The sequence below is a fragment of the Streptomyces subrutilus genome, assembly GCF_001746425.1.
Lineage (GTDB): Bacteria > Actinomycetota > Actinomycetes > Streptomycetales > Streptomycetaceae > Streptomyces > Streptomyces subrutilus_A.
Genome location: NZ_MEHK01000001.1, coordinates 4,733,620 through 4,748,327, shown reverse-complemented (window position 1 = coordinate 4,748,327; position 14,708 = coordinate 4,733,620). Strand labels below are relative to the sequence as shown.

Below are 14,708 nucleotides of genomic sequence, written 5' to 3'. Positions count from 1 at the left end.
CAGCCCCGCCTGCGATTGAGGCGTGGGGCCCCGGACGGAGGCCCGGCGCTCGTGGCGCGGGTGCGGGGCGGGCTCCCGGGCCCAGTGCGGCGTCCGGTGCGGTGCATCGCAAGGCGGAGGGCCACGGCTCGTACCGGACGCACTCGCGTGGCCCGACCACGCGGCGAGGCGCCGTGCCGGGGGCCGCGACCGGCAGCCCTTCCCGGCCACAGCACTAGGCGTCGGAAAACCGCGCGCCCGGGGGTGCCGGGGTCTGTTCCACTGGGCGCATGACCGACAACCTCGTCCTCGCCAAGCTGGCCGCAGGCTTCACCGCTCTGCACACCCCCGCGACCCCCCTGGCCCTCCCCAACGCCTGGGACGTCGCCAGCGCCCGACTGGTGGAGGCCGCCGGCGCGCCGGCCGTCGCGACGACCAGCGCCGGCGTCGCCTGGTCCCTCGGATCGCCCGACGGCGACGCCCTGGCCCGCGACCGCGCCCTCGACCTCATCGCCCGCGTGGCCGCCGCCGTCTCCGTCCCGGTCACCGCCGACATCGAGGGCGGATTCGGCGCCGACCCCGCCGCCGTCGCCGAGACCGTCACCGGGGTGCTCGCCGCCGGCGCGGTCGGCATCAACATCGAGGACGGCACCCGCTCCCCCGAAGAGCACGCCGAGCGCCTGGCCGCCGCCCGCTCCGCCGCGGACACCGCCGGGGTCCCGCTGTACGTCAACGCCCGCGTCGACACGTACCTGAAGGGCCTCGGCGAGCCCTCCGCCCGCCTCGACGAGACCCTGGCCCGCGCCGCCGCCTACCTCCGCGCGGGAGCCACCGGCATCTTCGTGCCCGGCGTCACCGACCCCGCGACCGTGGCCGAGCTCGCCCGGGGCATCGACGCCCCGCTGAACGTCCTCGTCGGCCCCGGCGCACCCTCCGTCGCCGAGCTCGGCGCCCTCGGCGTGGCCCGGGTCAGCCTCGGATCCTGGGTGGCGCAGGCCGCGTACGCCGTGGTCCGCCGCGCCACCGAGGAGCTGGTCTCGACCGGCACGTACGGACCGCTCGCGGGGTCCCTGCCCTACGGCGAGCTGAACAGCCTGGTCCAGGGCTGAGAGGATTCCGGCCATGCGCACATCAACCCCGGTGGAGAGCCGGACCACGGCCACGCCGCACCGCAAGATCACCGGCGCGGTCTGGACGGCCCTCGTCGTCGTCTACGTCGTCTGGGGCTCGACCTACCTCGGGATCCGGATCGTCGTCGAGACCATGCCTCCGTTCCTCTCCGCCGGGGCCCGCTTCATCACCGCCGGCCTGCTGCTGGCCGGCGTCGTGGCCTGGCGGTCCGGCCCGGCCGCGCTCAAGGCCACCCGCGCCCAGCTCGGCTCGGCGGTGCTGGTCGGCCTGCTGCTGATCCTCGGCGGCAACGGCCTGGTCGTCCTCGCCGAGACCTCGGTGCCCTCCGGGCTCGCCGCGCTGCTGGTGGCGGCCGTGCCGATGTGGGTGGTGCTGCTGCGCGCGGGCACCGGGGACCGGCCGCCGCTGCGCACGCTGGCCGGGGTCCTGGTCGGCCTGGCCGGGCTCGCGGTGCTGACCAGCCCGGGGCTCAGCGGCGCGGTGCAGCTGTCGGGGGTGCTGCTCGTCCTGATCGCCTCGGTGCTGTGGTCGCTGGGCTCGTTCTCCGGGTCGAAGCTGAGCCTTCCGGAGAATCCTTTCGCCGGGAGCGCGTACCAGATGCTCGCGGGCGGGGTCGGCGCAGTGGTCGTCGGCCTGCTGCGCGGCGAGCACCGGGGCCTCGACCCGGCGGCGTTCTCCACCGCCTCCTGGCTGGCCCTCGGCTACCTGACCGTCTTCGGCTCGGTCGTCGCGTTCACCGCGTACGCCTGGCTGCTGCGGAACGCGCCGCTGTCGCTGGTGTCCACGTACGCGTACGTCAACCCGGTGGTGGCCGTGGCGCTCGGCTCGCTCATCCTGAGCGAGGCCCTGACCTGGCCGATCGTGCTCGGCGGCACGATCGTGGTGGCGGCGGTGGGCGTGATCGTCAGCACGGAGCGCAAGAAGTAGCGCAGCGGCGGCCCGACGGAGCGCTCCGCCCGACGCCGGCTCAGCCCGGCGGCGCTCAGCCCGCCGCCGCCCGCTCGTACAGCGCCTTCGCACGCTCGTCGAACAGCGCGGCCGTGGAGTCCACGTCCGTGTCCCCGCCGCTCAGCACCCCGATGAGCCGACCGGGACGCTCCGGCCCGCCCCGGTCGGCGATCCAGGGGCTGCCGCTGGTGCCCGTCCAGAACCCGGCACAGCTGATGTACAGCATGTCCGGGTCCTCGTCGTCGTGGCGGGTCTGCGTCGTGCAGGAGACGGGCTTGTTCTGCGGATTGTGCTCGGACTCCGGGTATCCGACGACGGTCACGTCCCGCTCGTAGCCCGAGGTCCAGTCGGGCTTCGGGGTCTCCGCGCCGCCGCCCACGGCCTCCTGGACGCTGCGCCCGTCGCCGTCCGGCGCGATGGTGAGGAAGGCGAAGTCTGCGGTGTCCTCGCCCCACTTCGTCCAGCGGTCGTCCACGTGGATCGAGCGGACCTTCCACGTGCCCAGCGGCTGGCTGCCGTCGCCCTCGCCGGAGAAGGCCGGGGCGAAGGCGAGCTCGCCGATGGCGAGGCCGTCGTGGGCGACCTCGCCGGGCTCGCCGTCCTCGCCGGCCGGAGCCACGCAGTGCGCGGCGGTGGCGACGACGTTGCCCTTCGGGCTGTCGACCACGCTCGCCGTGCACCAGTGCTCGCCGCCCGCCATGAGCACGCCCACGGTGGGGAAGGGGAGCACCGGCCGCTCGCCGGGCGACTTCAGGAACGCGACGGCGCACACCGCCACGATCCCCGCCGCGGCGGCCGCCGAGGCCCCCTTCACCACGGGGCTCACCGCACGCCGGGATCGGGTGTCGGTCCGACCATCACCTTGCTGATCCACTCCAGTGCGCCCTCCCGCATCCCGCGTACGTACGACTTCCCGTTGTGCTCACCATCCTGAATCACCTGCAGCCGGGTGTGCACGGGACCCTTGCCGTAGTCCTTCATGAACTGCTCGGCCTTCTCGCGGCCGGACTCGGCGGTGCCGATCTGGAAGTTGATGTAGACGTCCGGGCCGCCCGCCGCGATCAGCTTCGCGGCGAGCTTCTCGGGGTTGTTCTCGTCCATGGCCTGCGTGTTCCCCTTCCACAGCGGGGAGTCGGGGACGATGTCGACCCCGCTCGCGATGGCCGCCTTGAAGCGGTCGGGGTACTTCAGGACGTGCTTGAAGGCGCCGAATCCGCCCGCGGAGGAGCCCATGTAGGCCCACCCGTCGCGGGAGGTGAAGGTGCGGAAATTGGCCCTCGTGAAATCCGGGACGTCTTCGACCATCCAGGTGCCCATCTTGGCCTGGCCGGGGATGTCCGAGGCATCGAAGTGGTGCTTCGTGTCGGCGTTGTGCACCGGCATGATCAGGATGAAGGGCAGGCTCGTACCGGCTTGCGCCCCGTCGCTCACGGCCTTCTGCAGGCCGAGGCCGGGTCCCGTCCCCCAGTAGTTCGTGGGGTAGCCGCGGCCGCCGGGCAGGGAGATCAGGACCGGGAAGGCGCTCTTGGCGTACTTCGGGTCGTCGTACTCCTTGGGCACCCACACCCACACGTCACCCGTGAACCCGGACTTCGGGCCGGTGAGCGTGGTGCGGCCGATCTGGGTGCCGTCGGGCAGCCGGTTGGTGCGGACGAACTCGGCCTTCGGGCCGGTGGGCATGCGTACGCCCGGACGGGTGTCGGAGGTCTTGACGGCCTTCTCCTTGGCCTCGACCTTCCCGAAGGACACCGGCTCCCCTATGTCCGAGAAGAGCCCGTACTTGTACGCCACGCCACCCCCGGCGGCGAGGGCGAGCGCGAGGCCGCCGCTGATCAGAAGCAGGCGCAGGCGCTTGGGGCGACGGCCGCCCTCGGTCATGGGGCTGCCGTCGCCTTGCTGGTCATGCTGCACGGATTTGTCCCGTTCCTTCTCCGGCGCTCACCTGGGAGCGCGGGCCGGACCGATCGGTCCCCCTTACACCCTTTACAGAGGTATGAACGACGGGATGGGTTGCCTGGGACGGACGGGACGTGGCAAGCACCACGCGGCGCGTGCCGCCGGGCTCAGGCGGTGTCGGGCTTCGGCCCCTTGAGCACCTTGCTGATCCACTCCAGGGAGCCCTCCTTCATGCCCCGGACGTAGTGCCAGCCGTTGTGCTCGCCGTTCTGGATGTCGCGGATGGTCGTCTTGACGGGGCCCTTGCCGTACGTCTGCACGAACTTCGTCATCCGGTCCTTCCCGCTCTCTTTGGTCCCGATCTGGAAGTTGATGTAGACCTCGGGCCCCTTGGTGTCGATCAGCTTCTGGGCGAGCTTCTCCGGGTTGTTCGCGTCCATCTCCGCCTGGTGGCCCTTCCAGAGCGGGGAGTCGGGGACGATCTCGCCGCCGCTGGCGATCACGGCCTTGAACTTGTCCGGGTGCTGCAGGACGGTCTTCATGCCGACGAAAGCGCCGGAGGAGGAGCCCATGAAGGCCCAGCCGTCGCGGGACTTGTACGTACGGAAGTTGGCCTTGGCGAAGTCCGGGACGTCCTCGGCGATCCAGGTGCCCATCTTGGGCTGGCCGGGGATGTCGGCGCCGTCGTAGTAGTACTTGGCGTCCGGGTTGAGCACCGGCATGACCAGGACGAAGGGCAGGCTGGTGCCGGCCTGGACGCCCTCGCTGATGGCCTTCTGCAGGCCGAGGCTGCGGTCGGACCAGTAGTTGGCCGGGAAGCCGTTGCCGCCGGGGAGCGCGATGAGCACCGGGAACCCGCTCTTGGCGTACTTCGGGTCCTCATACTCCTTGGGCGCCCACACCCATACGTCGCCCGCGAAACCGGACTTCGCGCCCACGAGGCGGGTCTTGGCGATGATCGTGCCGTCGTCGAGCTTGGTGGTCTGCTTGAAGTCGGCCTTCGGGCCCGTCGGCATGAGCACGTCCGGGTCACCGGAGGGCGAGGCCTTGCCGGACGGGGACTGGTCCGGCGTCTGCCGGCCCGCGGCCGGGGGCGGGGTGCCGCCCTTGCCGAAGCTCACGGCCTCGCCGTTGCCGGAGAACCAGTCGAGCTTCCAGGCGGCGAATCCGCCACCGCCGAGCAGGACCGCGAGGGCGGCCACCGCGCTGATCCATATGAGGCGGCGGGAACGCCGGGGTCGCGCCGGCTGGTACGGGTCGTGGTGCACGAACTTCGCTCCGAACGGTCTTGAGTGGCCCCCGGGGGCCGAGGGCAGATCGGCTGGGCACGACTGGGCACCCATTGGTCCTGATGTACGAAAGCCCAGCGCAGTTCCACATCCGAGCCAAAAACTCCCGGGAAATCCAGCCGATCCCGCACGCGAAACGGGCGGTCACAGCACTAGGCCTGGGCGGCGAGTACCTGCGCACACCGGCCGAGCAGCCGGACGAGCTGCTCCCGCTCCTCCCCGGTGAAAGCGTCGGCCAGCGCCCGCTCGACCCGCACCGCACCGGCATCGGCCAGCTCCAGCGCCGCGCGCCCCGCGCCGGTGAGCCGGGTCTCCAGCACGTTGCGGTGCCACTCGTGCGGGGTCCGCTCGATCAGGCCGCGCTCCTGGAGGTTCTTCAGCACGGTGTTCATGGTCGGCGGGGTGACCCCGCACAGCCGGGCGAGCGCGGCGGCGGAGATGCCGGGCTTCTCGGCGAGCCAGAGCAGGGCGGCGTACTGCGGAACCGTTACTGCGGCCGGCTTGCACGCGGTGTTCTTCGCCGCGAGAAGCGCCTGCTCGGCGCGCTTGAGGTGCGAGCCGATGCGCTCCTCGGGGGCCATGGACGTCATGCCCGCATCCTACGGCCCGCCCCTTGCGGTCATTAGAGCTCTAACTTACATTCGCCCCCACACGACTAGACGAGGACGAATGTCGATGAAGCTCCTGCCCCCTGCTCTGAACCCTGCCCTGAACCCTGCGCTGGCCCCTGCGCTGGCCGCTGCTCTGGCGGGCGCCCTCACCCTCGCGGCGGCCCCGGCCGCCTACTCCGCCCCCACGCCGGACCCCCGGATATCCACGGCGTTCTCCCTGCCCGGCGCGAAGGTCTACCCGGAGGGCATCGCCGCCGACGCCCGCAGCCGTGCCGTCTACGTCGGCTCGTACGCGGACGGCGCCGTCTACCGGGCCCGCCCCGGCCGGTCCGAGGCGGAGGTCTTCCTGCCCGCCGGGACCGACGGCCGCCGCACGGCGAACGGGCTGCGCGTCGACGCGCGGGGCCGCCTGTGGGTGACGGACTCCACCACCGGGGTCTCCGTCTACGACACCGCGACCCGAACGCGGCTGGCCCATTTCGAGGTGGCGGGCGACGCGCCCCGCTTCGTCAACGACCTGACGATCACCCCGGACGGCACGGCGTACCTCACGGACAGCATCCGCGGAGTCCTGTACCGGGTGACGCCCGCCCAGCTGGCCGCCGGCAGCGGCCCCCTCACCGAGGCCCACGACCTCTCCCCGGCCCTGCGCCCCCGGCCGGCGGGGGCGTTCAGCCTCAACGGCATCACCTCGGACCGGTCGGGCCGCTACCTGCTCACCGTCGACATGGTCGCGGGCGACCTCTACCGCGTCGACCCGCGCAGCGGAGCCGTCCGCCGCGTCACCCTCACCGGCGCCGACCTGAAGGCCGGCGACGGCCTCGACCTCTCCCCCGACGGCACCCTGCGCGTGGCCCACAACACGACCAACACCCTGAGCCGCTGGCAGCTCACCCCGGACGGCACCCGCGCCCGCCTGCTGCACACGATCACGGACCCGTCCCTGCAGATCCCCACGACCCTCGCCCACACCGGCGGCCGCACCCTGGTGGTCCGCTCCCAGTTCGACAACGGCGGCCCCCTGTCCCCGGGCGGCCCGGGCACCCCCACCACCTTCACGATCGCCTCGGTCCGCGGCCTGTAGCCCCTGCCGGAACGCCGCCCGACCCGGCCCGAAGCGCAGGCCGAGTTCCGGAAGATCCCCCGCGACATGGCGCTGCGCATCCTCGCCAAGCTGACCGAGCTGGAGACCGACCCTCTCGGCTTCAACACCACCGCACTCGTGTCCCAGCCCGAACGACGCCGTCTGCGCGTCGGTGACTACCGCGTCGTCTACACGATCGACATCGGGGAGCTGGTGGTCTGGGTTGTTCATGTGGGACACCGGTCCACCGTTGATGAGACCTGATTGCCGCTGACCCGCCGTCAGAATGTCCAGCACCCATCCAGCACGGTGACGACGAAGGGGTCGGACTCGATAGAGTCCGACCCCTTCTGACCTGCATGTTTGCCACGTCAGCGACGTGGGGTTATGTCATCCGCTCAGACGTTGAAGCGGAACTCCACCACATCGCCGTCCTGCATGACGTAGTCCTTGCCCTCCATGCGGGCCTTGCCCTTGGCGCGGGCCTCGGCTACCGAGCCGCATGCGACCAGGTCCGCGAAGGAGATGACCTCGGCCTTGATGAAGCCGCGCTGGAAGTCGGTGTGGATCACGCCGGCGGCCTCGGGGGCGGTGGCGCCCTGCTTGATGGTCCAGGCGCGGGTTTCCTTCGGGCCGGCCGTCAGGTAGGTCTGCAGGCCCAGGGTGGCGAAGCCGACGCGGCCGAGGGTGGCGAGGCCGGGCTCGTGCTGGCCGACGGACTGGAGGAGCTCGAGGGCCTCCTCGTCGTCGAGCTCGGAGAGGTCCTGCTCCAGCTTGGCGTTGAGGAAGATGGCCTCGGCCGGGGCGACCAGGGCCGACTGCTCCGCCTTGAAGGCGTCGTCCGTCAGCTCGTCCTCGTCCACGTTGAAGACGTAGAGGAAGGGCTTCGTCGTGAGCAGGTGCAGCTCGTGGAGGAGGTCGCCCTGCTCCGTGCCCTTGGTGATGCCGTGGGAGAAGAGGGTGTCGCCCGCCTCGAGGATCTTCTGGGCCTTCTCGACCGCCGCCAGGACCGCGACCTTGTCCTTCTGGAGGCGGGACTCCTTCGTCAGGCGCGGCACCGCCTTCTCGATGGACTGGAGGTCGGCGAGGATCAGCTCCGTGTTGATCGTCTCGATGTCGTCCTTCGGGGAGACCTTGCCGTCGACGTGCACGACGTTCTCGTCCTTGAAGGCACGGATGACCTGGCAGATCGCGTCGGACTCGCGGATGTTCGCCAGGAACTTGTTGCCCAGGCCCTCACCCTCCGAGGCGCCGCGGACGATGCCCGCGATGTCGACGAAGTCGACCGTGGCGGGCAGGACGCGCTGCGAGCCGAAGATGCCGGCGAGGACGGCCAGGCGGGCGTCCGGGACGCCGACGACGCCGACGTTCGGCTCGATGGTGGCGAACGGGTAGTTGGCCGCCAGCACGTCGTTCTTGGTCAGGGCGTTGAACAGGGTCGACTTGCCGACATTCGGCAGGCCGACGATTCCGATCGTGAGCGACACGTTGGCGACTTCCCGTAGCTGGAGGGGGCGGCGGCCCGGGAGTGGGCCACCGGACAGTTTACTTTCCGATGAGCGGCAGTCGTTGTACGCGTGTCCCCACACGGATACCGCGCTCGCCCCGCCTAGCGTGGAGGCGTGGAGCAATACAGGACGCGACCGGCGCCTCACTCGCAGCGACCCCCGGCCCAGCGCAGGGGTCCCCGCCCGGCCACCCTGCCGGCCCAGGGCGGCCGCGACCCGCTGCCCACGTACGGGCGGCGGACGCCGCGGCCCCGGCTGACCGGGCTGGGCGGCGGGCTCTTCGCCTGCGCCGGGATGCTGCTGGCCGGCGGGCTCTGCTGGCTGCTGTTCGGCTCCTCGCTGTTCGTCTACGGGCTGCTGTTCCTGCCCGTGGCGGCCGCCACCGCCCTGTGGGTGCGGCCCGCCGACCTGATCACCGCCCCGATCACCGTGCCCATCGCCTTCGCCGCCGGAGTGTGGCCCATCTCGGGCGGCTCCGGCGGCTTCGGCGGCCAGCTGATGGGGCTCGTGTCCGCCCTGTCCCTGCACGCGGGCTGGCTGTACGCGGGGACCCTGGTCGCCGCCCTGATCGCCGTCGTGCGCAAGGCCGTGCTGATCGGCAAGCGGCGCCTGCCCCGCCGCGTCTAGGCCGAGACCGCGCCCGGGGGCGCTCCCGGTCCCGCCTCGGCGGCCCGCGCCGCCATGGCCGCGCCCACGATCCCCGCGTTGTTCTGGAGCTTCGCCGGCACGATCTCGGCCCGGATGCCCTCGATCAACGGCAGGAACTTCTCCGGCTTGCGGCTGACGCCGCCCCCGATGATGAAGAGGTCCGGGGAGAACAGCATCTCCACGTGGGCCAGGTACTTCTGGACCCGGTTCGCCCAGTGCTCCCACGAGAGCTCGTGGTCCTCCTTGGCCTTGACCGACGCCCGCGTCTCCGCGTCGTGGCCCTTCAGCTCCAGGTGCCCGAGCTCCGTGTTCGGCACCAGCCGCCCGTCCGTGAACAGGGCGCTGCCGATGCCCGTGCCGAGGGTGAGCAGGATGACCGTGCCGTCCCGGCCGCGCCCGGCCCCGTACGTCATCTCCGCGACCCCGGCCGCGTCCGCGTCGTTGAGGACCGTGACGGGCAGGCCGCCCAGCTCGCGCGCCAGCAGGGCCGCCGCGTCGGCGCCGACCCACCCCTTGTCCATGTTGGCGGCCGAGCGGGTGACCCCGCTCGTGACCACCCCCGGAAAGGTCACCCCGACCGGGCCGGACCAGGAGAAGGCCCGTACCACCTCCGCGACGCAGCCGGCCACCCCGTCGGGGGTGGCCGGCTGCGGTGTCAGTACTTTGTGGCGCTCCTGCGCCAGGTCGCCGCGGTCCAGGTCCACGGGAGCGCCCTTGATCCCGGAACCGCCGATGTCCACACCCATGATCTGCATGGACATACCGTACGAAAGGAGTTACTTGTCGGCGACCAGTTCGGCCGCTTCGGCGCGCAGGTCGCGGCGCAGTTCCTTCGGGAGGGAGAAGACGATGGACTCCTCGGCCGTCTTGACGATCTCCACGTCCGCGTAGCCGCGCTCCGCCAGCCATTCGAGCACCTGGTCGACGAGGACCTCCGGCACCGAGGCGCCCGAGGTCAGGCCGACCGTGGTGACGCCCTCCAGCCAGGCCTCGTCGATCTCGCTCGCGAAGTCGACCAGGTGGGCGGCGCGCGCGCCGGCGTCGAGCGCGACCTCGACCAGCCGGATCGAGTTCGAGGAGTTCTTCGAGCCGACGACGATGACCAGGTCCGAGTCGGCGCCCATGGCCTTGACCGCCGCCTGCCGGTTGGAGGTGGCGTAGCAGATGTCGTCGCTGGGAGGGGAGACGAGCAGCGGGAACTTCTGCTTCAGCGCGTCGACCGTCTCCATGGTCTCGTCGACCGAGAGGGTGGTCTGCGAGAGCCAGACGACCTTGGACTCGTCGCGGACCTCGACCTTGGCGACGTCGTCCGGACCGTCCACGATCGTGATGTGGTCCGGGGCCTCGCCGGAGGTGCCGATGACCTCCTCGTGGCCCTCGTGGCCGATGAGGAGGATGTCGAAGTCCTCGTTCGCGTACCGGATGGCTTCCTTGTGCACCTTGGTGACCAGCGGGCAGGTCGCGTCGATCGTCGCGAGCTTGCCGCGCGCCGCCTCCTCGTGCACCACCGGCGCCACGCCGTGGGCGGAGAACATCACGATGGAGCCCTCCGGCACCTCCTCCGTCCGCTCGACGAAGATGGCGCCCTTCTTCTCCAGCGTCTGGACGACGTACTTGTTGTGCACGATCTCGTGGCGGACGTAGACCGGCGCACCGTACTGCTCGAGAGCCTTCTCGACAGCGATCACGGCTCGGTCCACGCCCGCGCAGTAGCCGCGGGGGGCGGCGAGCAGGACACGGCGGGAAGCGGGAGCAGTCATGGGCTCCATCGTACGGGGGTCTCCAGGAGGCCGGGCGTCGCCCGTTCGGCAGAGACTGGGGCGAATGTCCGTACCACCTGTCCCCCGGAGGAACGATGGCGTCCGTTACGGAGCCCCGTACGGAACACACGGGACTGCGGCGGAGCCTCGGCTTCCGGGATCTGGTCGTCTACGGGCTGCTCTTCATCGCGCCGATGGCCCCGGTCGGGGTCTTCGGCACGCTGGACGCCAGATCGCACGGCGCCGTGGCCCTCGTCTACCTCGTCGCGACGGCCGCCATGGCCCTCACCGCCTTCTCCTACGCCCAGATGGTGCGGGTGGCCCCGCAGGCCGGATCGGTCTTCACCTACGCCCGCAAGGGCCTCGGCGAGGGCCCCGGTCTGATCGCCGGGTGGATGGCGATGCTCGACTACCTGCTGATCCCGGCGGTCGCGTACCTGTTCTCGGGGATCGCGATGAACGCGCTGGTGCCGGAGGTCTCCCGGTGGGTGTGGACCGCGCTGGCCGTCGTCGTCACGACCCTGCTGAACCTGTGGGGCGTACGGGCGGCCGCCCGGGTGGGCTTCGCCGTGCTGGCCATGGAGATCCTGGTGCTCCTGGTCTTCGTGGTCGCCGCGGTGGCCGTCCTGGTGCGGGACGGGGCCCGGCGCGGCTGGCTGTCCCCGCTGACCGGCGACGGCTCGCTGGGCTTCGGGGCGGCCGCCGTGCTGGGTGCGGTGTCGGTGGCGGTGCTCTCCTACCTGGGCTTCGACGCGATCGCCTCCTTCGCCGAGGAGGTGACGGGCGGCTCGGCGAAGGTGGCCCGGGCACTGCTGTTCTGCCTGGCCGTGGCCGGGGTGCTGTTCGTCGCCCAGACCTACCTCGCGGCGCTGCTCAGCCCGGTCACCTCGGCGGAGCTGGCGGCTGATCCGGCGCAGCAGGGGCCGGCCTTCTACAACGCGGTGGAGGCCTCGGTGGGCTTGTGGCTGCACGACCTGGTGGCGGTCTCCAAGGCGATCGGGGCGGCCTTCGCGGCGCTGGCCGGGCAGGCGGCGGCCGGGCGGCTGCTGTTCGCGATGGCCCGGGAGCGGCGGCTGCCGGGCGTGCTCGCGCGGACCTCGGGCGGCACCCCGCGGCCGGCGCTGCTGGTGGCGGCGGCGGTGACGCTGGTCGCGGCGGTGTGGGCGGCGCGGCGCGACGACGGCCTCGACCACCTGGTTTCGGTGGTGGACGTCGGGGCGCTGGTGGCGTTCACCCTGCTGCACGCCTCGGTGGTGGGCTGGTTCGTGGTCCGGCGCCGGGAGGGCCGGCCGCGCTGGTGGAAGCACCTGGTGGTCCCGGTGCTGGGTGCGGCGGTGACGGTGACGGTGATCGTGGAGGCCTCCTGGGAGGCGCAGGTGGTGGGGGCGGTGTGGCTGGCGGTGGGCCTGGTGCTGCTGGTGGTGCAGCGCGGCCGGCGGGATGCCGATGCCGGGTCCGGGACCGGGCCGGGGACCGACACCGGCCGCGGAGCCTGAGACGCTGTCAGCGCCGCCCGATAGCCTGCGTACATGGGTCTGAATACGTCGGCCGAGGCGCCGCTGCCGGTAGGCCAGGTGTCCCGGCTCATCGGGGGCTGGATCGAGCGGCTCGGCCAGGTGTGGGTGGAGGGGCAGATCACCCAGCTCTCGCGGCGGCCGGGGGCGGGGGTGGTCTTCCTGACGCTGCGCGATCCCTCGCACGACATCTCGGTCAGCGTGACCTGCTTCCGGCAGGTCTTCGACGAGGTCGCGGACGTCGTGTCGGAGGGGGCGCGCGTCGTCCTGCTGGCCAAGCCCGAGTGGTACGCCCCGCGCGGGCAGCTGTCGCTGCGGGCCACGGAGATAAGGCCGGTCGGCATCGGGGAGCTGCTGGCCCGGCTGGAGCGGCTGAAGCGGTCGCTGGCCTCGGAGGGCCTGTTCGCGCTGGACCGCAAGAAGCCGCTGCCCTTCCTGCCGCAGCTGATCGGGCTGGTGGTCGGCAGGGCCTCGGCGGCCGAGCGCGACGTGCTGGAGAACGCCCGGCGGCGCTGGCCGGCGGTCCGCTTCGAGGTGCGCAACGTCGCCGTGCAGGGGGTGCACGCGGTGCCGCAGGTGATCCAGGCGGTCAAGGAGCTCGACGCCCTGGACCAGGTCGACGTGATCATCGTGGCGCGCGGCGGCGGCAGCGTGGAGGACCTGCTGCCCTTCTCCGACGAGGAGGTCGTCCGGGCGGTCGCGGCGGCCCGTACCCCGGTGGTCTCCGCGATCGGGCACGAGCCGGACTCCCCGCTGCTGGACCTGGTCGCGGACCTGCGGGCCTCCACGCCCACGGACGCGGCCAAGAAGGTGGTCCCGGACGTCGGCGAGGAGCTGGAGCGGGTGCGCCAGCTGCAGGGCCGGGGGCTGCGCGCGGTGAGCGGGCTGCTGGACCGGGAGGAGCGGGGCCTGGCGCACGCCCTCGCCCGGCCGGTGTTCGTCCACCCGCAGCGGATGGTGGAGACCCGCGAGGACGAGCTGGAGGCCCTGCTCGGGCGCAGCAGGCGGACGCTGGGCCACCTGCTGGACCGGGCCGACTCGGAGCTCGCGCACACCCTCGCCCGGGTGGTGGCGCTGTCGCCGGCGGCGACGCTGGAGCGGGGGTACGCGGTGCTCCAGCGGGCCGACGGGCACGTGGTGCGCTCGCCGGAGGAGGTCGCGGAGGGCGAGGCGCTGCGCGCGCGGGTCGCGGAGGGAGAGTTCTCCGTACGGGTCGCCGGACCCGAATAGCCGGGCGCGGCGGCGGGCGGGTCCGCAGGACGCAAAGCCGCACGACGGACCCGGAAGACCGGCCGCACGGCCGCGACGCTGCCGCAACGAAGTCGTTGCACTACACACAGAAGGTGGATCAGGGAATGACAGAGGCCGAGACGGCGCTGGGGTACGAGCAGGCTCGCGACGAGCTCATCGAGGTCGTCCGCAAGCTGGAGGCCGGCGGGACCTCGCTGGAGGACTCCCTGGCGCTCTGGGAGCGGGGCGAGGAGCTGGCGAAGGTGTGCCGGCACTGGCTGGAGGGGGCCAGGGCCCGGCTGGACTCGGCGCTCGCGGCGCGGGACGCGGCGGACGTGGAGGAGTGATCCCGGTCACCCGGGAGCCATTTAGTTGAAAGTTCACCTAATTTCGCCGTAGAGTCGGGGACATCGCTTCACCCACGTATGGAAGAAGGCTTTCCGATGTCTCTCGTTCTTGACTCCGCCGCGCAGGACCTGCTGTTCCGCGAGGCCCGCACGGCCAACTCGTTCACCGACGAGCCGGTCACCGAGGAGCAGGTTCAGGCGATCTACGACCTGGTGAAGTTCGGCCCCACCGCCTTCAACCAGACCCCGCTGCGCATCACCCTGGTCCGCTCCCCCGAGGCCCGCGAGCGCCTCGTGAAGCACCTGGCCGAGGGCAACCAGGCCAAGACCGCCGCCGCGCCGCTGGTCGCGATCCTCTCCGCGGACAACGAGTTCCACGAGGAGCTGCCGGCGCTGCTGCCGCACTTCCCGCAGGCCAAGGACATGTTCTTCGCCGAGCGCCCGGCCCGCGAGCAGTCCGCCCTGCTCAACGCCGCGCTGCAGGCCGCCTACTTCATCGTCGGCGTCCGCGCCGCCGGCCTGGCCGCGGGTCCGATGACCGGCGCCGACCTCGCCGGCGTCCAGAAGGAGTTCCTGGACGACGACCACACCCCGCTGATGATCGTCAACATCGGCAAGCCGGGCGAGGACGCCTGGTTCCCGCGCTCCCCGCGCCTGGCGTTCGACGAGGTCGTCACCACCGTCTGAGCCGCGCGCAGAGCAGCCGCAGCGGCACCCCGCACGGCAGCCGCGCAGTACGCCAACGGCCGCGCCCCCCGGATCC

Annotated in this window: 16 protein-coding genes; 9 read left to right on the top strand and 7 right to left on the bottom strand. The window is 72.0% G+C overall.

The window, feature by feature from the left end; translation table 11 throughout:
* Positions 1-269: 269 nt before the first annotated feature.
* Entirely contained in the window at positions 270-1,088 is an 819-nt protein-coding gene (locus BGK67_RS22520; protein ID WP_069921770.1) for an isocitrate lyase/PEP mutase family protein, read from the top strand.
* Positions 1,089-1,101: 13 nt separating this feature from the next.
* Entirely contained in the window at positions 1,102-2,037 is a 936-nt protein-coding gene (locus BGK67_RS22515; protein ID WP_069921769.1) for an EamA family transporter, read from the top strand.
* Positions 2,038-2,092: 55 nt separating this feature from the next.
* Here BGK67_RS22515 and BGK67_RS22510 read toward each other — a convergent pair whose 3' ends face one another.
* The 4 genes from BGK67_RS22510 to BGK67_RS22495 form a co-directional block, all read right to left on the bottom strand.
* Complete coding sequence (locus tag BGK67_RS22510; RefSeq protein WP_244291295.1) at positions 2,093-2,875, bottom strand: trypsin-like serine peptidase; 783 nt, start codon at positions 2,873-2,875, stop codon at positions 2,093-2,095.
* 5 nt (positions 2,876-2,880) lie between these two features.
* Positions 2,881-3,969: an alpha/beta hydrolase gene (locus BGK67_RS22505; RefSeq protein WP_069921767.1), complete on the bottom strand. Its 1,089-nt coding sequence runs from the start codon at positions 3,967-3,969 to the stop codon at positions 2,881-2,883.
* 152 nt (positions 3,970-4,121) lie between these two features.
* On the bottom strand, positions 4,122-5,222 hold the full coding sequence (locus BGK67_RS22500; protein WP_069921766.1) for an alpha/beta hydrolase: 1,101 nt from the start codon (positions 5,220-5,222) through the stop codon (positions 4,122-4,124).
* Positions 5,223-5,395: 173 nt separating this feature from the next.
* Complete coding sequence (locus tag BGK67_RS22495; RefSeq protein ID WP_208948733.1) at positions 5,396-5,833, bottom strand: MarR family winged helix-turn-helix transcriptional regulator; 438 nt, start codon at positions 5,831-5,833, stop codon at positions 5,396-5,398.
* Between the two features lie 79 nt (positions 5,834-5,912).
* On the opposite strand from BGK67_RS22495, the gene BGK67_RS22490 reads away from it, so the two are divergent.
* Together BGK67_RS22490 and BGK67_RS22485 are read left to right on the top strand one after the other, a co-directional pair.
* Entirely contained in the window at positions 5,913-6,938 is a 1,026-nt protein-coding gene (locus BGK67_RS22490) for an SMP-30/gluconolactonase/LRE family protein (RefSeq protein WP_244291294.1), read from the top strand.
* Between the two features lie 3 nt (positions 6,939-6,941).
* On the top strand, positions 6,942-7,202 hold the full coding sequence (locus tag BGK67_RS22485; protein ID WP_069921765.1) for a type II toxin-antitoxin system RelE family toxin: 261 nt from the start codon (positions 6,942-6,944) through the stop codon (positions 7,200-7,202).
* A 134-nt stretch (positions 7,203-7,336) separates the two neighbouring features.
* Here the strand turns inward: BGK67_RS22485 and ychF are convergent, their stop codons facing one another.
* Positions 7,337-8,425, bottom strand: coding sequence for a redox-regulated ATPase YchF (gene ychF / locus BGK67_RS22480; protein WP_069921764.1), 1,089 nt, complete (start codon positions 8,423-8,425; stop codon positions 7,337-7,339).
* Positions 8,426-8,560: 135 nt separating this feature from the next.
* Between ychF and BGK67_RS36465 the strand changes: the two genes are divergently transcribed.
* On the top strand, positions 8,561-9,073 hold the full coding sequence (locus BGK67_RS36465; RefSeq protein WP_079154323.1) for a DUF6542 domain-containing protein: 513 nt from the start codon (positions 8,561-8,563) through the stop codon (positions 9,071-9,073).
* Here BGK67_RS36465 and ppgK read toward each other — a convergent pair.
* Both ppgK and BGK67_RS22465 read right to left on the bottom strand, forming a co-directional pair.
* The gene (ppgK, locus tag BGK67_RS22470; RefSeq protein WP_069921762.1) at positions 9,070-9,849 is read right to left on the bottom strand and encodes a polyphosphate--glucose phosphotransferase; all 780 of its coding nucleotides are present in this window, start codon (positions 9,847-9,849) and stop codon (positions 9,070-9,072) included. The two genes, BGK67_RS36465 and ppgK, sit on opposite strands and share 4 nt — an antisense overlap.
* Before the next feature lie 21 nt (positions 9,850-9,870).
* Entirely contained in the window at positions 9,871-10,863 is a 993-nt protein-coding gene (locus BGK67_RS22465) for a 4-hydroxy-3-methylbut-2-enyl diphosphate reductase (protein WP_069921761.1), read from the bottom strand.
* Between the two features lie 86 nt (positions 10,864-10,949).
* Between BGK67_RS22465 and BGK67_RS22460 the strand changes: the two genes are divergently transcribed.
* The 4 genes from BGK67_RS22460 to BGK67_RS22445 all read left to right on the top strand — a co-directional run bounded on the left by BGK67_RS22460 (position 10,950) and on the right by BGK67_RS22445 (position 14,632).
* Entirely contained in the window at positions 10,950-12,350 is a 1,401-nt protein-coding gene (locus tag BGK67_RS22460; protein ID WP_069921760.1) for an APC family permease, read from the top strand.
* A gap of 33 nt (positions 12,351-12,383) precedes the next feature.
* Positions 12,384-13,598: an exodeoxyribonuclease VII large subunit gene (xseA, locus tag BGK67_RS22455; protein WP_069921759.1), complete on the top strand. Its 1,215-nt coding sequence runs from the start codon at positions 12,384-12,386 to the stop codon at positions 13,596-13,598.
* Between the two features lie 125 nt (positions 13,599-13,723).
* Positions 13,724-13,945 carry an exodeoxyribonuclease VII small subunit gene (locus tag BGK67_RS22450; RefSeq protein WP_069921758.1) on the top strand — a complete coding sequence of 74 codons (222 nt, stop codon included), beginning with the start codon at positions 13,724-13,726 and terminating at the stop codon, positions 13,943-13,945.
* 96 nt (positions 13,946-14,041) lie between these two features.
* Positions 14,042-14,632 (top strand): malonic semialdehyde reductase, encoded by a 591-nt coding sequence (locus tag BGK67_RS22445; protein WP_069921757.1) that lies wholly within the window; start codon positions 14,042-14,044, stop codon positions 14,630-14,632.
* Positions 14,633-14,708 lie beyond the last annotated feature (76 nt).